The sequence below is a fragment of the Cellulomonas gelida genome (assembly GCF_006538725.1).
GTDB classification, from domain to species: Bacteria; Actinomycetota; Actinomycetes; order Actinomycetales; family Cellulomonadaceae; genus Cellulomonas; species Cellulomonas gelida.
Window position 1 is genome coordinate 1 of sequence record NZ_BJLQ01000041.1, and the last position, 18,696, is coordinate 18,696.

At 69.9% G+C, this 18,696-nt stretch carries 17 protein-coding genes and 2 tRNA genes; 13 read left to right on the top strand and 6 right to left on the bottom strand.

The annotated features are described in order from the left end of the window. Nucleotides 1-268: 268 nt before the first annotated feature. From CGE01nite_RS14390 to rpmH, 5 genes are read right to left on the bottom strand one after another with little or no spacing between them, the layout of a single operon-like run. Nucleotides 269-769, bottom strand: coding sequence for a Jag family protein (locus CGE01nite_RS14390; RefSeq protein ID WP_048344548.1), 501 nt, complete (start codon nucleotides 767-769; stop codon nucleotides 269-271). Nucleotides 770-808: 39 nt separating this feature from the next. Continuing rightward, entirely contained in the window at nucleotides 809-2,005 is a 1,197-nt protein-coding gene (gene yidC, locus CGE01nite_RS14395; protein ID WP_141371492.1) for a membrane protein insertase YidC, read from the bottom strand. A 24-nt stretch (nucleotides 2,006-2,029) separates the two neighbouring features. Next, nucleotides 2,030-2,326, bottom strand: coding sequence for a membrane protein insertion efficiency factor YidD (yidD, locus tag CGE01nite_RS14400; RefSeq protein ID WP_141371493.1), 297 nt, complete (start codon nucleotides 2,324-2,326; stop codon nucleotides 2,030-2,032). Next, complete coding sequence (gene rnpA, locus CGE01nite_RS14405) at nucleotides 2,323-2,661, bottom strand: ribonuclease P protein component (RefSeq protein ID WP_048344576.1); 339 nt, start codon at nucleotides 2,659-2,661, stop codon at nucleotides 2,323-2,325. The genes yidD and rnpA overlap by 4 nt, the downstream gene beginning before the upstream one ends. Before the next feature lie 31 nt (nucleotides 2,662-2,692). Continuing rightward, nucleotides 2,693-2,830 (bottom strand): 50S ribosomal protein L34, encoded by a 138-nt coding sequence (rpmH, locus tag CGE01nite_RS14410; protein ID WP_013885212.1) that lies wholly within the window; start codon nucleotides 2,828-2,830, stop codon nucleotides 2,693-2,695. Nucleotides 2,831-3,382: 552 nt separating this feature from the next. On the opposite strand from rpmH, the gene dnaA reads away from it, so the two are divergent. From dnaA to CGE01nite_RS14470, 13 genes are all read left to right on the top strand, one after another. Beyond that, nucleotides 3,383-4,888, top strand: coding sequence for a chromosomal replication initiator protein DnaA (dnaA, locus tag CGE01nite_RS14415; RefSeq protein ID WP_048344550.1), 1,506 nt, complete (start codon nucleotides 3,383-3,385; stop codon nucleotides 4,886-4,888). 702 nt (nucleotides 4,889-5,590) lie between these two features. Then, nucleotides 5,591-6,721 (top strand): DNA polymerase III subunit beta, encoded by a 1,131-nt coding sequence (gene dnaN, locus CGE01nite_RS14420; protein WP_048344551.1) that lies wholly within the window; start codon nucleotides 5,591-5,593, stop codon nucleotides 6,719-6,721. Between the two features lie 149 nt (nucleotides 6,722-6,870). Beyond that, nucleotides 6,871-7,785 (top strand): phosphogluconate dehydrogenase (NAD(+)-dependent, decarboxylating), encoded by a 915-nt coding sequence (gnd, locus tag CGE01nite_RS14425; RefSeq protein ID WP_141371494.1) that lies wholly within the window; start codon nucleotides 6,871-6,873, stop codon nucleotides 7,783-7,785. Between the two features lie 44 nt (nucleotides 7,786-7,829). After that, nucleotides 7,830-9,020, top strand: a complete 1,191-nt coding sequence (gene recF / locus CGE01nite_RS14430) for a DNA replication/repair protein RecF (protein WP_141371495.1) — start codon at nucleotides 7,830-7,832, stop codon at nucleotides 9,018-9,020. Next, entirely contained in the window at nucleotides 9,010-9,597 is a 588-nt protein-coding gene (locus tag CGE01nite_RS14435; protein WP_229747331.1) for a DciA family protein, read from the top strand. The genes recF and CGE01nite_RS14435 overlap by 11 nt, the downstream gene beginning before the upstream one ends. Nucleotides 9,598-9,791: 194 nt before the next feature. Further along, nucleotides 9,792-11,822 (top strand): DNA topoisomerase (ATP-hydrolyzing) subunit B, encoded by a 2,031-nt coding sequence (gyrB, locus tag CGE01nite_RS14440; RefSeq protein ID WP_048344554.1) that lies wholly within the window; start codon nucleotides 9,792-9,794, stop codon nucleotides 11,820-11,822. 54 nt (nucleotides 11,823-11,876) lie between these two features. Beyond that, entirely contained in the window at nucleotides 11,877-14,483 is a 2,607-nt protein-coding gene (gene gyrA, locus CGE01nite_RS14445) for a DNA gyrase subunit A (protein ID WP_048344555.1), read from the top strand. Between the two features lie 128 nt (nucleotides 14,484-14,611). Continuing rightward, complete coding sequence (locus CGE01nite_RS14450) at nucleotides 14,612-15,406, top strand: DUF3566 domain-containing protein (RefSeq protein WP_229747332.1); 795 nt, start codon at nucleotides 14,612-14,614, stop codon at nucleotides 15,404-15,406. Nucleotides 15,407-15,511: 105 nt separating this feature from the next. After that, nucleotides 15,512-15,585: transfer RNA gene (locus CGE01nite_RS14455), tRNA-Ile, on the top strand. Nucleotides 15,586-15,606: 21 nt separating this feature from the next. Next, on the top strand, nucleotides 15,607-15,726 hold the full coding sequence (locus CGE01nite_RS17180) for a DLW-39 family protein (protein ID WP_214347075.1): 120 nt from the start codon (nucleotides 15,607-15,609) through the stop codon (nucleotides 15,724-15,726). A 27-nt stretch (nucleotides 15,727-15,753) separates the two neighbouring features. Continuing rightward, nucleotides 15,754-15,829 (top strand) — tRNA-Ala (locus tag CGE01nite_RS14460). A 284-nt stretch (nucleotides 15,830-16,113) separates the two neighbouring features. Continuing rightward, nucleotides 16,114-17,718 (top strand): ATP-binding protein, encoded by a 1,605-nt coding sequence (locus tag CGE01nite_RS14465; RefSeq protein WP_141371496.1) that lies wholly within the window; start codon nucleotides 16,114-16,116, stop codon nucleotides 17,716-17,718. 27 nt (nucleotides 17,719-17,745) lie between these two features. Then, complete coding sequence (locus CGE01nite_RS14470) at nucleotides 17,746-18,054, top strand: hypothetical protein (protein ID WP_141371497.1); 309 nt, start codon at nucleotides 17,746-17,748, stop codon at nucleotides 18,052-18,054. Here the strand turns inward: CGE01nite_RS14470 and CGE01nite_RS14475 are convergent, their stop codons facing one another. Continuing rightward, nucleotides 18,055-18,618 (bottom strand): hypothetical protein, encoded by a 564-nt coding sequence (locus CGE01nite_RS14475; RefSeq protein WP_048344559.1) that lies wholly within the window; start codon nucleotides 18,616-18,618, stop codon nucleotides 18,055-18,057. It lies immediately after the preceding gene. Between the last annotated feature and the right edge of the window lie 78 nt (nucleotides 18,619-18,696).

Sequence of the window (18,696 nt, forward strand, 5' to 3'; positions counted from 1 at the left end):
CCCCCCCCCCCCCCGCGGCGCTGGGCGGGTCAGGTCCCTGCGCCGGTGTCGCCGAGACGTCGTGACCACGCACCGCGCCAGAACCGGTCGTGTTCCACGTGAAACGAGACGGCGCGGGCTCCAGCGACACGCACGCGCGACAGCGGGTCCGTCGCACGCAATCGCCACCACGCTGTCTCGCCCCTCGGCGACGCCGCCTCGGCGTGAGACGACCGAGGGTGGCCCTCCCCAGCGGGAGGACCACCCTCGAGACGAGCAGCGACGAGCGTCAGGGCTGGCGAACCACCACGTAGCGGTGCGGCTCCACACCCTCGGAGTCGCTCACAAAGCCCGCGGCGGCGACCGCGTCGTGCACGACCTTCCGCTCGAACGGGTTCATCGGCTCAAGCGACACGGGAGCGCCGGTCTCCTTCACGCGAGCGACAGCGTCGTTCGCCACGCCCGTGAGCGTCTCGCGGCGCGCGGCACGGTAGCCCGCGACGTCGAGCATGAGGCGGCTCCGCTCTCCCGTCTTCGCCTGGACGGCGAGTCGGGTGAGCTCCTGCAGGGCGTCGAGCACCTCACCGTCGCGTCCGGCGAGCCGGCGCAGCGAGCGATCGGACGGGTCCTCCGACACGATCTCGACTGCGGCGCGGCCGTGGTCGACGTCGATGTCGATGTCACCGTCCAGGTCAGCGATGTCGAGGAGCTCCTCGAGGTAGTCGGCCGCGATCTCGCCCTCCTCCTCGAGGCGGGTGGTCGGGGTCTCGGCGTCAGGCTGGGTGGTCATGCTGTCTCCGTTCGACGTGGCTGGGCCGCGGAGCGGCGTTCAGTTCTTGGGGCGGGGCTTCTTGCCACCCTGGCCTGGCTTCTTGGGCTGGCTCCCACCGGAAGACGCACCCGGGCCCGAGCCCTTCGCGGAAGCACCCTTCGCAGGCGCACGCTTGGTGGGAGCAGCCTTCGTGGGAGCGTCCGTCACCGCAGCGTCCGTCACCGGAGCGTCCTCGACGGGGGCGTCGGACGTCGGGGACGCCTGCGCCGCGGCGGCTGCGCCGGGCGCCTTCGCACCGGCCACGGGGGGCTTCTGGCGGTCCTTGCGCTTCGGCTGCTGACGCTGGCCACGGGGCTTCTCGTCGACGACGGTCGACGGGGCCTCGATCACCGGGACGGCCTTGCCGCGGCGAGCGCGACGCTCGATCATCAGGCGCTCGGCCTCAGAGCCCGGCGCCGGCATACGACGGATCGTGTAGAACTGCTGACCCATCGACCACAGGTTCGTCGTCGTCCAGTAGATGAGGACACCGATCGGGAAGTTGACGCCCGAGAACGCGAAGATCAGCGGGAGCACGTACAGCAGCACCTTCTGCTGCTGAGCCATCGGACCGGTGAGCGCTGCGGGCGGCATGTTCTTGCGCGTCAGCTGGCGCTGCGTGAAGAACGTGGTCGCGGACATCGCGACGATGAGCATGATCGTGACGATCTGGATGTGGATGTCGCCGTTGGCCTGCATGAACGTGCCCGACAGGGGCGCGCCGAAGACGGTGGCCGACTCGGCGGACCCGGCGAGATCAGCGGTCATCGGGCCGATGTGGTCGCCCCGCGCGTAGGTGCCCTCGGACAGCGGCTTGAGCGAGTTGAGCACCCGGAACAGGGCGAAGAAGATGGGCGACTGCAGCAGGATCGGCATGCAGGACGCGAACGGGTTGGTCCCGTGCTTGCGGTAGAGCTCCATCGTCTCGCGGCTCATCGCCTCGCGGGACGCGGGGTCCGACTTCCCCTTGTACTTCTTCTGGATCGCCTGCATCTCGGGCTGCAGCAGCTGCATGCCGCGTGACGCCTTGATCTGCTTGACGAACAGCGGGATCAGCAGGATCCGGATGACGATCACGAGCCCGACGATGGACAGCGTCCACGCGAGTCCGCCATCGGCCTCGAGGCCGATGCTCGTGAGCAGCGAGTGGAACTGGACCATGATCCAGGCGACAGCGACCATGATCGGCTGCAGCAGACCGTCGAACCAACCCATGTGGGCAGAGCTCCTGTCGGGGTATCAGTGGGCGCTGTGCGCCACGTCGTGTCGGCGGGGCGAACGTGCGGGCGGCACGTCGTCCACGCCACCGGGCGTCCATGGGTGGCATCGCAGCAGCCGGCGGCCGGCGAGCCAGGTCCCGCGCAGGGCGCCGTGGCGACGGATCGCCACGACCGCGTACTGCGAGCAGGAGGGGTAGTAGCGGCACGTGGGTGGGGTCAGCGGCGAGATCGTGTGCTGGTAGACCCAGAGCAGACCGAGCAGAGCCTTCCCCGGCAGGCGCACGACGAACTGCGCGACGCGAGCGATCGAGCTCATCGTGTGCCCTCCGCTCGTCGGACCGCGGTGCGCAGCGCACCGTCGAGGTCGGCACCCAGGGTCGGGTACGACGCGGTCGCCGCCGCAGGCTGCGCACGGACGACGATCGCCGACGTCGCCGGCAGCTCGTGCAGACGCGTCGCGACGAGGGCGCGCAGCCGCCGCTTCACGCGGTTGCGCACCACGGCGTTGCCGACACCCTTGGACACGACGAAACCGACCACCGGGCCATCAGGCCCGGGGTCGGTTCGACTCGTCAGGTGTACCACCAACGTCCCCCGTCCGCCGCGCGCACCGCGACGTACCGCCGTCTCGAAGTCGGCGGAACGACGCATCCGGTGCGCAGCGGGCAGCACCGACGCTGGGTCAGGCCGAGAGCTCGGAGCGACCCTTGCGCCGACGAGCGGCGAGGATCGCGCGGCCCGCGCGGGTCCGCATGCGCAGACGGAAGCCGTGCGTCTTGGCCCGGCGCCGGTTGTTCGGCTGGAACGTGCGCTTGCTCACGAGAGTTCTCCCACTTGGTCCATCGGATGGGCGCGCGGCACGCGCGACCTGGTCTTCTGCCCCGGCTCGACTGCTCCTCGCGGACACGCACCTGCGGTGCGTGCGGCGTCTGGGCGCGCCGACAGGAGCCATCAAAGGGCTGGGCAACGGTACGCCGTGGGCGGCGGGCCGGTCAAATGCGACCAGAGCCCCGCGTGCGCCTCGTCCGGCGGTCCGGAGCGGCTCGTCACCGGCCCGGCAAGGTCGACGCCCTGGTCAGAGCCCCCCACCGCGGGCCGACCAGGCGCGACGAGTCATTCGTCACCCCATCGGGCCCTGACTGCGAGCCCCTGTGGACACTAGCATCGTGCCTCGTCGTCTCCTGTGGATGGCGACGCACGCACGCCCTGCGCGCCGGATCTCGCGACTCGACGACGAGCCGCGTCGTGATCGACATCTGTGCGGCCGCGAACAGGCCGCCGAGCCCGGCTCACAGGTGTGGACAAGTGTGTGGACGAAGAGGCTCCGTGCGAGACTCGCACGTCGAACGGACAAGACGACCCGAGGTAGGACGTGGCACAGGACGAAGAGCTCACTCGAGTCTGGGATCACGTCGTGAACTCGCTCGAGTCCAGCCCGGACATCACGCAGCGACAGCTGGCGTTCGTCCGGCTCGCCCAGCCGCTGGGCCTCCTCGACGGCACACTGATCCTTGCTGTGGGCAACGAGTACACCAAGGAGTACCTCGAGACGAAGGTCCGCACCGAGGTCACCGACGCGCTCAACGACGCGCTGGGTCGTGACGGTCGGTTCGCGATCACCGTCGACCCGCACCTCGTCGACGACGCGCCCCCCGCGGTGCGTGCGATGACGACGGCGCCCACGATCCAGCCGTCGGCCGCGGATGGCGACGACGACGAGCACGTCACCCACCGCGACGAGCCGGACCGGTCCGCGCACGAGCCCGACGTGCGCCGGCCTGAGCCGAACGGCGTCCGCAACGGCGGCCACCACCTGCCGAACGCGCGTCGGCAGCAGGCCGAGCCGGCGCGGCTCAACCCGAACTACCTCTTCGAGACGTTCGTCATCGGCTCGTCGAACCGGTTCGCCCACGCCGCGGCGGTCGCTGTCGCCGAGGCGCCGGCCAAGGCGTACAACCCGCTGTTCATCTACGGCGACTCGGGCCTGGGCAAGACGCACCTGCTGCACGCGATCGGTCACTACGCGCAGAACCTGTACCCGAGCGTGCGCGTGCGCTACGTGAACTCCGAGGAGTTTACGAACGACTTCATCAACTCGATCTCCGAGGGCAAGGCCGGTGCGTTCCAGCGCCGCTACCGCGAGGTCGACGTGCTCCTCATCGACGACATCCAGTTCCTGCAGGGCAAGGAACAGACGATGGAGGAGTTCTTCCACACGTTCAACACCCTGCACAACGCCAACAAGCAGGTCGTGATCACGTCCGACCTGCCCCCGAAACAGCTCAACGGCTTCGAGGACCGCATGCGCTCGCGCTTCGAGTGGGGCCTCATCACCGACGTCCAGCCGCCGGACCTCGAGACCCGCATCGCGATCCTGCGCAAGAAGGCCGGCGGCGACAACATGCAGGCGCCGCCGGACGTCCTGGAGTACATCGCGTCCAAGATCTCGACGAACATCCGCGAGCTCGAGGGTGCGCTGATCCGGGTCACGGCGTTCGCGAGCCTCAACCGCCAGCAGGTCGACCTGTCGCTCGCCGAGATCGTCCTCAAGGACCTCATCACCGACGACCAGACCACGGAGATCACCTCGACGCAGGTGATCGGGCAGACCGCCGCGTACTTCGGACTGACGATCGACGACCTGTGCGGCTCCTCCCGGTCCCGCGTCCTGGTGACGGCTCGGCAGATCGCGATGTACCTGTGCCGTGAGCTCACGGACCTGTCGCTGCCCAAGATCGGGCAGGCGTTCGGCGGCCGTGACCACACCACCGTCATGCACGCGAACCGCAAGATCCGTGAGCTCATGGCCGAACGTCGCTCGATCTACAACCAGGTCACCGAGCTCACGAACCGGATCAAGCAGCAGAACCGCGGCTGACGCAGCCTGGAGCCCTTGTGGAGTTCTCCCCAGGTTTTTCCACAACCGCAGGTCACACCCTGGGGATCATGTGAATCGCGTCACCCGATTGCCAATCCGACGCCCTGCGTGGCCGCGCATCTGCCGCTGACCTGCAGTGACGTCGATCCGGACAGACCGGGGCATCTGGGCGCGCACCGTTTCGCCACAGAACCGGACAGACCGGGACGCTCCAGGGGGCACCTTCATCCCCAGGTCGAGACATGCATGGGACGAATACACACACCTGTGCACAGACCTGTGGACGACGGTGGACGACGGGACGTGTGATGTGGACGCAGGATGTCGCGCCGGTGGACGGCGAACGACAGGAATCTGGCCGTCCCCCGTCATGCACCGGTCCGCCCCGGCGGTCCACATGCTGCATGCACACGACGATCCCCGGCCCGACCTGCACGGACGCCGCTCTGTCCACACAGTGCACAGACGCGATGACGACGACGACAACTTCTTGTCATGGGAATCCACACACCTTCGATGCCTCGAGCTCGACGAGCCGGGAGGCGTCCGCAACCCGTCCTCGAATCACCAGGTCTCCACCGACTCCGGGTGTGGGACCTCTCGCGTAGTGTTCGCGTGACGGCGCCTGCCCACGGACGAATCACCGGCCGAGCAGACGCTCGTCGCGCACGTACGACGAAGTTCGACGAGAGGTAGTGGTCCATGAGGTTCCGGGTCGAGCGCGACGTTCTCGCCGAGGCCGTCACCTGGACGGCTCGCAGCCTGCCGACCCGTCCCCCGGTGCCGGTCCTGGCAGGTGTGCGCATCGAGGCCGACTCGAGCGGTGTCATCCAGCTCTCGAGCTTCGACTACGAGGTCTCCGCGCGGTCGCAGATCCCTGCCGACGTGAGCGAGGCCGGGACGGTCCTCGTCTCCGGCAGGCTCCTGGCCGAGATCTCCCGCGCGCTGCCCGACAAGCCCGTGGACGTCACGCTCGACGGCACGAAGGTCGTCGTCACCTGCGGCGCGAGCCGGTTCACGCTGCTCACCATGCCGGTCGAGGACTACCCGAACCTCCCGGTGATGCCGCCGGTCACCGGCACGGTCGACGGCGACGCGCTGACCCACGCGGTCGCGCAGGTCTCGGTCGCGGCGAGCCGCGACGACACGCTCCCCCTGCTCACGGGCGTGCGCGTGGAGATCGAGGGCGAGAAGGTCACGCTCCTGGCGACCGACCGGTACCGCCTCGCGCTGCGCGAGCTCACGTGGACCCCGGCGTCGCCGGACATCTCGACCGTCGCGCTGGTGCGTGCCCGCACGCTCTCCGACGCGGCCAAGTCGCTCGGCAGCGCCGGCGCGGTGTCGGTGAGCCTGTCCACCGGGGCCGGCGTCGACCTCATCGGATTCGAGGCCGCCGGCCGCCAGTCCACGAGCCTGCTCGTCGACGGCGACTACCCCGCGGTCCGCCGCCTGTTCCCTGACGAGACGCCGATCCACGCGATCGTGGGCACCACGCAGCTCGCCGAGGCCGCCAAGCGCGTGGCGCTCGTCGCCGAGCGGAACACCCCGATCCGGCTGAGCTTCGCGGACGGTCAGGTGGTGCTCGACGCCGGCCAGGGTGACGACGCGCAGGCGTCCGAGGCGCTCGAGGCGACCCTCGAGGGCGACGAGATCTCGGTCGCGTTCAATCCGCAGTTCCTGCTCGACGGGCTGGGAGCGCTGGACACGCCTTTCGTGCGGCTGTCGTTCACGCACCCGAACAAGCCGGTCGAGTTCACGGGCCAGGGCTCGGTCGAGAGCGAGGACGACAAGACGTACCGCTACCTGTTGGTCCCGATTCGCTTCGCGAGCTGACCTGCGTCGACGGCGCCTCCAGCGGTGCGGCCCGATCGGCACCCGGAGCGCGTCGTCGGCCGCGTGGTGCGTGAGCCGGTGTCGGCGGGCACAGTGAGAGCACGGAGCCGGCGGGGCACCGCCTCAGCAGCGAGGGAAGGACGGTCGTCATGAAGATCGGTCTCGTCGGTCTCGGCAAGATGGGCGCCAACATGCGTGAGCGCATCCGGCGCTCGGGCATCGAGGTGGTCGGGTACGACCGCAACGCCGACGTCACGGATGTCGACTCGCTCGAGGCGATGGTCGACGCCCTGCCCGCGGGTGACCGCATCGTGTGGGTCATGGTCCCGTCGGGGAGCATCACGGACGGTGTGATCACGCAGCTCGCGGACCTGCTCTCGGCCGGTGACATCGTGATCGACGGCGGCAACTCGTACTACCAGGACGACGAGCCGCACGCGGCGCTGCTGCGCACCAAGGGCGTCGGGTTCCTCGACGCCGGCGTCTCGGGTGGTGTGTGGGGGCTGGAGAACGGGTACGGCCTCATGGTCGGCGGTGACGCGGACCTCGTCGAGCGTGTCCTTCCGGTGTTCGACGCGCTGCGTCCGCCGGGTGACCGCGCGGAGGGCTTCGTGCACGCGGGCACGGTCGGCGCGGGGCACTACGCGAAGATGGTGCACAACGGCATCGAGTACGGGCTCATGCAGGCCTACGCCGAGGGTTACGAGCTCCTCGCCGCGAAGGACCTGGTCACGGATGTGCACGGCACCATGCGTGCGTGGACCAACGGGACGGTCGTGCGGTCCTGGCTGCTGGAGCTGCTGGTGCGGGCGCTCGAGCAGGACCCGGGACTCGCGGCGATCGACGACTGGGTCGAGGACTCGGGCGAGGGCCGGTGGACGGTAGACGAAGCGATCGACCTGGCCGTCCCGGCGCCCGTCATCTCGGCCGCGCTGTTCGCCCGCTTCGCGTCGCGGCAGGGTGAGTCCCCCGCGATGAAGGCCGTCGCGGCGCTCCGGCAGCAGTTCGGTGGGCACGCGGTCAAGCCCGCGGGCAGCGCGCCGAGCGCTCCCCCGCCCGCCTGACGAGCACCCCGCCTGACGGTTACCGAGACCTCCGACGAGAGACGATGTACGTCGCCCACCTGCACCTCACGGACTTCCGTTCCTACCCGCACGCCGAGCTCGAGCTCGAGCCGGGTATCACGGCGCTCGTCGGTCCCAACGGGCAGGGCAAGACGAACCTCGTCGAGGCGATCGGGTACGTCGCGACGCTGTCGAGCCACCGCGTCCCCACCGACGCGGCGCTGATCCGGGCGGGCTGCCAGCGGGCGGTGGTGGGAGCGAAGGTGGTGCGCGAGCTCGAGCCGGGCCGGCCGCGCGCGTCGGTCGTCGAGGTCGAGATCACCGCGGGCAAGGCGAACCGCGCACGGGTCAACGGGGGCAGCCCGGTCCGGGCGCGCGACGTCCTCGGCCTGCTCCACACCGTGCTGTTCGCCCCGGAGGACCTCGCGCTCGTCAAGGGGGACCCGGACGGCCGCCGGCGGTTCCTCGACGCGCTGCTGGTGCAGCTCACGCCGCGCATGGCGTCGACCGTGAGCGACTACGAGCGCGTGCTGCGGCAGCGGTCGGCGCTGCTGAAGTCCGCGGGTGCGGCGAGCCGGGCGCGTCAGGGTGCGGACCTGCGCACGCTGGACGTGTGGGACGGCAAGCTCGCGCAGCTCGGGGCGCGTCTCGTCGTCGAGCGTCGCGCGCTCGTCCGCGCGCTCTCGCCGCACGTCGAGGCGGCGTACGAGCAGGTCAGCGCGGGTCAGGGCGACGCCCGCATCACGTACCGCGCGTCCCTCGAGGGTGCTCTGCAAGACGCGCCGGACGGGCTCATGGCCGACGACGAGGCCGGGGTCGACCTGGTCGAGGCCCAGCTCCTGGAGGCGATGGGTCGTCTGCGGCCCAAGGAGATCGAGCGCGGCGTGTGCCTCGTCGGGCCACACCGTGACGACCTGGTGCTCACGCTCGCGGACCTGCCCGCCAAGGGGTACGCGAGCCATGGCGAGTCGTGGTCCTTCGCGCTCGCGCTGCGCCTCGCGTCGTGGCGGGTCCTGGCGGCCGGCGGTCCGCAGGGTGATCCCGACGACGAGCCCGTGCTGATCCTGGACGACGTGTTCGCCGAGCTCGACGCGCGCCGCCGCGAGCGTCTCGCCGAGCTCGTCGCGCCCGCGCGCCAGGTGCTCATCACGGCGGCGGTGGCCGCGGACGTCCCCGAGCCGCTCGCCGGCGCTCGCGTCGACGTCATGGGCGGCGAGGTCTCGCGTGTCCTCTGACCAGCGCTCTCACCCGCGCGGGAACCCGGCCGGGGACCAGCGGGACCAGCCGAGCGGCACTCACGTGCTGCGCGACCTCGTCGAGCTGCTGCCCGAGCGTCAGGTCGCGGCCGCGGCGCTGGGGCGCGCCAAGGAGAGCGCGCGCCGACGAGGGCTCCGGCCGGGCGACGCTCCCCGCGGCGCGCGGCGCGAGGTCCAGCTCGGCGACGCGCGGCCGGGCGGGCGGGACCCGCGCACGGTCGGCGAGGCGCTCGACGCGCTCGTCGGGCAGCTCGCGTGGTCCCCCGGCGTGACGGCGGGGACCATCCAGGCCCGGTGGGCCGAGCTGTTCGGTGCGGAGATCGCGTCGCACACGCAGTACGTGTCGTTCGACGCGGGCGTGCTGACGATGCGCGCGGAGTCGACCGCGTGGGCGACGAACCTCACGTGGACGGTCCCGACGATGCTGCGGACCCTGGCCGACGAGCTGGGTGAAGGAGTCGTCGTCCAGATCGAGGTGCAGGGCCCCGGCGGACCCGGATTCGGACGTGGGCCGCGCAGCGTCAAGGGCCGCGGGGTGCGCGACACGTACGGGTAGGCGAGACCTTCACCGAACCCGTCCGCCGCGACGCGGTGTTTCAGAGGGGTCAGCCGCACCGTACGGGTAGACTTCTAGGGTCATTCCTGGCGCCTTGGTGCCCGGAACTCCAGCGTCACGGAGTGATCTGCCCTCCTCGCAGTCGGGCGGGCCCCTCCGGCGCGTTTCGCAGATCCTGAGGAGTACCCCCGCCCGTGGCCGAGCAGCCCAGCCCCCAGCCCGAGTCCGGCGGCAGCTACGACGCCGACGCGATCACCGTCCTCGAAGGCCTGGAGGCGGTGCGCAAGCGCCCCGGCATGTACATCGGCTCGACCGGTGAGCGCGGTCTGCACCACCTGGTCTACGAGGTCGTGGACAACTCCGTCGACGAGGCCCTCGCGGGCTACTGCGACCACATCGAGGTGACGCTGCGCGCCGACGGCGGCGTGCGCGTGGTCGACAACGGCCGTGGCATCCCGGTCGCGATCCACCCGACCGAGGGCAAGCCCACTCTCGAGGTCGTCATGACCATCCTGCACGCGGGCGGCAAGTTCGGCGGCAGCGGCTACGCGGTCTCCGGTGGACTGCACGGCGTGGGTGTCTCGGTGGTGAACGCGCTGTCGAAGCGCGTGGAGTCCGTCATCAAGCGCGACGGCTTCACGTGGGAGATGGACTTCGAGGACGGCGGCAAGCCGGTCGGGGGCATCCGCCAGGGTGAGCCGACGGACGCCACGGGCACGCAGCAGACGTTCTGGGCCGACGACACGATCTTCGAGACCGTCGAGTACGACTTCGAGACGCTGCGCAGCCGGTTCCAGCAGATGGCGTTCCTCAACAAGGGCCTGCAGATCACGCTCACCGACGAGCGTCCGCAGCACCTGGGCACGGGCGACGAGGTCGCGGGCGAGCCGGGCGACGAGGCCGAGGGCGGCGCGCCGGCCGCGCGCGTCGTGTCCTACAAGTACGACGACGGCCTGCTCGACTACGTCAAGCACCTCAACTCGGCGAAGAAGGTGGACCTGGTCCACCCGGACGTCATCGACTTCGAGGCGGAGGACACCGAGCGCCGGATCTCCGTCGAGGTCGCGATGCAGTGGACCACCGCGTACTCCGAGTCGGTCCACACGTACGCCAACACGATCTCGACCACCGAGGGCGGCACGCACGAGGAGGGCTTCCGTGCGGCGATGACCGGTCTGATCAACCGCTACGCGCGCGACAAGAACCTGCTCAAGGACAAGGACGAGAACCTCACGGGTGACGACATCCGCGAGGGCCTCACCGCGGTCATCTCGGTCAAGCTCGGCGAGCCGCAGTTCGAGGGCCAGACGAAGACCAAGCTCGGCAACACCGAGGCGAAGACGTTCGTGCAGCGCGTGGTCAACGACCAGCTCGGCGACTGGCTCGACTCGCACCCGGTCGAGGCGCGTGACGTGATCCGCAAGTCGATCCAGGCGTCGGCCGCGCGCATGGCGGCCCGCAAGGCTCGCGAGGCGACCCGCCGCAAGGGCCTGCTGGAGTCGGGCGGCATGCCGGGCAAGCTCAAGGACTGCCAGTCCAACCGCCCGGAGGAGTGCGAGGTCTTCATCGTCGAGGGCGACTCGGCCGGCGGTTCGGCGGTGCGTGGGCGCAACCCGCGCACGCAGGCGATCCTGCCGATCCGAGGCAAGATCCTCAACGTCGAGCGCGCGCGCCTGGACCGCGCGCTCAGCAACCTCGAGGTGCAGGCGCTGATCACGGCGTTCGGCACGGGCATCGGCGAGGACTTCGACATCGCCAAGCTCAGGTACCACAAGATCGTCCTCATGGCCGACGCCGACGTCGACGGCCAGCACATCCGCACGCTGCTGCTGACGCTCCTGTTCCGGTACATGCCCGAGCTCATCAAGACCGGCAAGGTCTACATGGCGCAGCCGCCGCTGTACCGGATCAAGTGGTCGAACGCCGAGCACGACTACGTGTACTCGGACCGCGAGCGGGACGCGTTCATCGTCGAGGGCCAGGCCGCCGGCAAGCGCCTGCCCAAGGAGAACTCGATCCAGCGCTACAAGGGTCTGGGCGAGATGGACTACTCGGAGCTGTGGGAGACCACGATGTCGCCCGAGCACCGCACGCTCCTGCAGGTCACGCTCGACGAGGCCGCGGCGGCCGACGAGATCTTCTCGGTGCTGATGGGCGAGGACGTCGAGGCCCGTCGCAGCTTCATCCAGCGCAATGCCAAGGACGTCCGGTTCCTCGACATCTAGCCGACGACGAGCCCACGACCTCCCCCGCTTCTCCCGCACCACCGAAGGACTGACGTGACCGACATCCCGAACGGCGACGGCATCGAGCACGGCCGGATCGACCAGGTCGACCTGCAGCTCGAGATGCAGCGGTCGTACCTGGACTACGCGATGGCGGTCATCGTCGGGCGTGCGCTGCCCGACGTGCGCGACGGCCTCAAGCCGGTCCACCGTCGCGTGCTGTACGCGATGTACGACGGCGGCTACCGCCCGGACCGTCAGTTCTCGAAGTGCAGCCGCGTCGTCGGCGACGTCATGGGCAAGTACCACCCGCACGGTGACACGGCGATCTACGACGCCCTCGTGCGCCTGGTCCAGGACTGGTCGATGCGCTACCCGCTCGTGGCGGGCCAGGGCAACTTCGGCTCCCCCGGTGACGACCCCGCGGCCGCCCCGCGGTACACCGAGTGCAAGATGGCCCCGCTCGCCATGGAGATGGTGCGGGACATCGACGAGGACACGGTCGACTTCGGCGACAACTACGACGGCCGCACCCAGGAGCCGCAGGTCCTGCCCAGCCGGTTCCCGAACCTGCTGGTCAACGGCTCGGCGGGCATCGCGGTCGGCATGGCGACGAACATCCCGCCGCACAACCTGCGCGAGGTCGCCGCGGGCGTCCAGTGGCACCTGGAGCACCCGGAGGCGAGCAACGAGGAGCTCCTCGAGGCGCTGATGGCGCGCATCAAGGGCCCGGACTTCCCGACGGCGGCGACGATCCTCGGTCACAAGGGCATCGAGGACGCGTACCGCACGGGCCGCGGCTCGATCACGATGCGCGCGGTGGTCGAGGTCGAGGAGATCCAGGGCCGGATCTGCCTCGTCGTGACCGAGCTGCCGTACCAGGTGAACCCGGACGCGCTCGCGAAGAAGATCGCGGACCTGGTCCGCGAGAACCGGGTCGGCGGCATCGCTGACATCCGCGACGAGACGTCGGGCCGCACGGGTCAGCGGCTCGTGATCGTGCTCAAGCGCGACGCGGTCGCCAAGGTCGTGCTGAACAACCTGTACAAGCACACGCAGCTGCAGGACACGTTCGGCGCCAACATGCTCGCGCTCGTCGACGGCGTGCCCCGCACGCTCAGCATCGACGCGTTCGTGCGGCACTGGACGACGCACCAGATCGACGTCATCCGCCGGCGCACGGCGTACCGCCTGCGCAAGGCCGAAGAGCAGATCCACATCTACCGCGGCTATCTCAAGGCGCTCGACGCGCTCGACGCGGTCATCGCGCTCATCCGCCGCTCCCCCGACGCCGACGAGGCACGCACGGGGCTCATGGAGCTGCTCGACGTCGACGAGGTCCAGGCCAACGCGATCCTCAACCTGCAGCTGCGCCGCCTGGCCGCGCTGCAGCGCCAGGAGATCCTCGACCGGTACGCCGAGCTCGAGGCGCAGATCACGGGCTACAACGAGATCCTCGCCTCGGAGCAGCGGCAGCGCGACATCGTCTCGCTCGAGATGGGCGAGATCGTCGAGAAGTACGGCGACGAGCGCCGCACCCGCATCCTGCCGTTCGACGGCGAGGTCAGCGTCGAAGACCTCATCGCCGAGGAGGAGGTCGTCGTCACGATCACGCGCGGCGGGTACGCCAAGCGCACCCGGTCGGACAACTACCGGGCGCAGCGTCGCGGCGGCAAGGGCGTCAAGGGTGCGCAGCTGCGCGAGGACGACATCGTCGACCACTTCTTCGTCACGACGACGCACCACTGGCTGCTGTTCTTCACCAACCTGGGCCGCGTGTACCGCGCGAAGGCGTACGAGCTGCCCGAGGCGGGCCGTGACGCCAAGGGGCAGCACGTCGCGAACCTCCTGGCGTTCCAGCCCGACGAGAAGATCGCGCAGGTGCTCGCGCTGCGCGACTACGAGCAGGCCGAGTACCTGGTCCTGGCCACCAAGCGGGGTCTCGTGAAGAAGACCCGCCTGGCGGACTACGACTCGAACCGGTCCGGCGGTGTCATCGCGATCAACCTGCGCGAGGACGACGAGGGTCGTCCCGACGAGCTCGTCTCGGCGCGGATCGTCGACGCCGACCAGGACATGATCCTCGTCTCACGTCAGGGGCAGTCGATCCGCTTCACGGCGGACGACGAGCAGCTGCGGCCGATGGGCCGCGCGACCAGCGGTGTGACGGGCATGAAGTTCCGTGGCGACGACGAGCTGCTCGCGGCCGACGTCGTGCGCGAGGACGCGTTCCTGTTCACGGTCACCGAGGGTGGCATCGCCAAGCGCACCGCGCTGACGGTCGAGAACTACCGCCAGCAGGGGCGCAACGGGTACGGCATCCGGGTCGCGAACCTGCCCGAGCAGAACGGTGACCTCGTGGGCGCGCTCGTCGTCGACGAGAACGACGAGGTGCTGGTCATCATGGAGCGCGGCAAGGTCGTGCGTTCCGCGGTCGACGAGGTGCACGCGACGGGCCGCACGACGCAAGGTGTGATCTTCGCGAAGCCCGACTCGGGTGACCGGATCATCGCAGTCGCGCGCAACACCGAGCGTCCGGAATCGGACGATGCCGGTACCGTGGTCGGCGACAGTGGCGCGCCGAGCGTCGAGACCAGCCCTGGCTCGGCGGCTGAGACGAGCGCCGACAGCGCGACCGACACGCCCGCGGAGGACGCATGACGGACCCGGCTCCCCCTTCGATCCCGCCTCGCAACCGACCGACCCAGCAGTCCGCCTCGTCGGCGCGCACTGCCACGTCGCCGGCCGGCTGGGACGCAGGTGGACCCGGTCAGGGTGAGAAGACGGCGGTGAAGTCCGCCACCTCCCCCGCCTCCTCGTCGGGCCCGAAGCCCGGCTCGTCGGGACCCAAGCCGGGCGCAGACTCGTCGTCCGGCAGGCCTGCGGCCTCCGTCGAGGAGAAGGTGACGTCCGGCGAGCGTTCGCCGGGCTCCGCCCCGCACGACCCGCCCACGCCGCTCATGGCGGCCGTGGACAAGACCACCGCCTGGATCAAGAAGGCGGCCGGAGCCACGAGCACCGCGATCTCCACGGCCACCCGGCCCCGTCACGAGGACCCCGCCATGACGACCACCCCCACGGCGCCCCCGGCCGCCGCGGGCTCGACCGGCACCACCCCGCCGTCGGTCCCGCTGCGCACCTCGACCACCGCCCAGCCCAGCTCCGGCACGTCCGGTGCGCGCCCGCAGACCGGTCGCATCCCGACCGTCACGTCCTCGGGCGGCCCGCGCCGCGTGCGGCTCGCGATCTCGCGCATCGACCCGTGGTCGGTGATGAAGCTGTCGTTCCTGCTGTCCGTCGCGTTCGGCATCCTGCTCGTCGTCGCCGTCGCCGTGGTCTGGTACACGCTCAACGGCCTGCACGTGTTCACGAACATCGACGACCTGGTCACGCAGGTCACGGGCACCGAGGGCAACATCGACATCCTGCAGTACGTCGAGTTCAAGCGCGTGATCTCGGGCGCGACCCTCGTCGCCGTCGTCGACGTCTTCCTGCTGACCGCGCTGTCGACCATCGGCGCGTTCCTCTACAACATCGTCGCGGCGCTCGTCGGCGGGCTGCACGTGACCATGACGGACGAGTGATCCTCGGTTCCACCACGCGGGACGGCAGCGCGTGCTGCGCCGGTTTGGGCGGCGGGCACGCGCTGAGGTAGTCTCGTCCGGCGCGCTGCGGCTGCAGTCGTGCACGGGCCTATAGCTCAGACGGTTAGAGCGCTTCCCTGATAAGGAAGAGGTCACAGGTTCAAGTCCTGTTAGGCCCACTCCCGACCTGTGGGGGACCCATGAAGAAGCTCCTGCTCCTGGTGGCCCTGGCCGCCGTCGGCTACGTCGTGTACCAGAAGGTCGCGCAGGACCGCGATGAGCGGGACCTGTGGTCCGAGGTCACCGACACCTTCGAGTGACCGACCCCTCGGCCCCTGGCCGAGCCGGGGGCCATGGCGCAATTGGTAGCGCACCTGCTTTGCAAGCAGGGGGTTAGGGGTTCGAGTCCCCTTGGCTCCACCATGCGAAGGGCCGCTGACGCAGGTCAGCGGCCCTTCGTGATGCGCGGGGACGCTGCCTGAGGGACGTCTCGCCGTCGTTCTCCCCCCTCTGCCTCGTCTCGCGACGTGGGTGGGCGACGTCGTCCTGCAGCGCTCGACGACGTCGGACCGCGTGCCTGACACGTCGTGGCTCGTGGTGTCGGTCCCAACGAAGACGCCTTATGCCATACTTCTTCTGGCGACCTAGGGGGCAAGAGAAGTTTGGCATATCCACCCTTCCATGAACGTGGACCGCGGGATGTCCCGATGGTCATGACGCAGTCCGAGTTCTCTGAGCGGTTCCCAGCAGAGAGTGATCTCGTCGAGTTCAAGCAAGGCGTGCCGCCGGAGAAGGTGGCAGAGGCAGTCACAGCCTTCTCCAACACCGACGGTGGCGTCGTGCTGCTGGGAGTCGACAACGGCGGTCGCGCCGTCGGGATCACGACAGACGGCGAGCAGCAGGCGAAGACTCACCGCGCCGTAGCTCAGGTACACAACCCCGGACGCTACGAGCTGCACGAGCTACTCGTCGGCGAACGCGGCGTGCTGGTCCTCGCGGTCAATCGTCGGCGCGAGGGGTTCGCGCAGATGCGCGATGGCCGCATCCTGGTGCGGCGCGGGGCCATGAACACGGCGCTGATCGGCGACGAGCTCATGAGGTTCGTCACGGCGCGGTCGTTGACGAGGTACGAGTCGACCCCGACCAAGGCCGCCCTGACGATGGCGGATCCGGAGCTGCTGGAGCGGCTTCGATCCACGTACGGGTGGTCGGCCGACGGCATCGAGGATCGGCTCGTTGAGACGGGGTTCGTCGAGCGCACCTCCGATGGGCCGATGCTCACGGTCGCCGGCGTCCTGTACCTCCTACCGCGGCCCGCCGACATCCTGGGTAAGGCCTACGTCGAGATCTTCCGGTACCGCGACGAGACAGAGGTGTACGACCGCAGGTTCGACATCGATGGCCCGGTGAACGACCAGGTCGAGCGGACGACGCAGGCACTGATGGACGACCTGGGGTCCGACGTCGTCGTGATCGGTCTGCACCGGCACGAACTGCCCAGGATCCCAGAACCGGTCCTGCGAGAGGCCGTCGCGAACGCGGTGGCCCACCGCACCTACGAGAACGCGCGGCAGCCCGTACGAGTCGAACTGCGACCGGATCGCGTCGTCATCACGTCCCCGGGTGGGCTCCCCGAACCGATCACGCTCGAGAACATCCGACAGCAGAACGCTGCGCGAAACATCGATGTCATCAAGGCGTTGCGCCGGTTCCGGCTCGCAGAAGACGCGGGGCTCGGCGTCGACGTCATGCAGGACACGATGGAAGCGGCGCTGCTCGAGCCGCCCGAGTTCGACGCGGATGGAGCCCACGTCGGGGTCGTCCTCAGGCTGGGCAGCACGGTGACCCCCCAGGAACGTGCCTGGATCGCTGAAGTCGAGCGGCGTGGCGAGATCAAGGCGCACGACAAGCTGCTCCTGCTGCATGCGGCGCGCGGTGAGCTTCTGACCAACACGTCCGTCCGCGAGCTCCTCGGCGTCGACAGCACGCACGCCCGGGCCGCGCTCCAGCGTCTGCGGAATCTTGGCTACCTGCAGCAGAGCGGTGAGCGCGGTGGTGCCTCCTACACGCTGGCAAAGGAGCTCGGCCCACCGGCGGGCTTGCAGCTCGCCGGAGATGAGCTCGAAGCCCTCGTCCTGACGCTCGCGAGCAAGGGCCGGGTGACCAATGAGCAGGTCCGAGGAAGGACCGGGCTAGAGCGGAACCAGGTGCTCGGGCTGCTGTCGCGGCTCGTCGAGTCCGGTCGGCTTGAGAAGCACGGCGAGCGGCGCGGCACGTACTACACCCTTGCCGACGGCCGTCTCGGAGTCTGACCCGCTCAGCAGCGCTACGTTCGCGTCATGCGGAACTCGAGTGCTGTGGCGGTCGCGGCGACGGTGCTCGTGCTCGCCGCCTGTGCGACGGGGATGTCGGGTGCCGAGACCGAGGCCTGCGACCGGGTCAGCGTCTGGGCGTACGGCGGGCAGGACGCCGATCGCTTCGACCAGGCGGTGGCGGCGGCGCAGGAGGCGCTCGCCGATGCCAGCGACACCCCGCTCGCCGAGCCGCTGGCGCAGCTCGTCGGCAGCCCCGAGGCCGCGCGGGGCGCCGGCGCCGAGGCGTTCCTGGCCGTGTGCGAGGACCACGGCTGGGAACCGCTCGAGGGCTAGTCAGTCTCCTGCGCGGCGAGCGCGCTCGGTGATCTCGCTCAGCACGCGTGGCGTGTAGACCGGGACCGGTCCAGGGGTCTCCGGGCCGTGCTCGAGGGTGCCCCACTGCCAGTAGGGCGTGACCGACGCGCGTCGGCCCTCGGTGTGCAGGCGCAGGTCCAGGAGCATCGCGTACCGGTAGCCGAACCGCCGCTGCAGCGCCTGGGCGGTCTCGATGCCCGGGCCGGGCTCGTCGGCGGTCGCGGAGTCGGCGCTGACGTGCACGAGCAGCAGGTTGTGCTCGGGCCCGAGCAGGCCGCGGTGGTGGACGATCAGGTTGGGCACGTGCGCGGCGTCGGCACCGAACTTCACCGACGACTCCAGCATCATCCCGGAGCGGTCGTACTCGCTGTCGACGTTCCAGGTGCGCTCGATCGTCTGCCGCACGTACCAGCCGAGGTGGAACGCGATGGTGCGTTCGCTCGGTCGGCTGGTGCCGGTCGTCGGGGTGAACAGCGTCCACTCCTCGACGAGCGTGTTCGTCAGCGCGATGCGCAGGCGCGACTGGAGGTCGGCGAGGATCATGGACGGACGCTACCGGCCCTCGTGTCACGGGAGCAGGGCCCTTCGGCTACCAGCAGGTTTCGTGATCCCTGCCCGGTG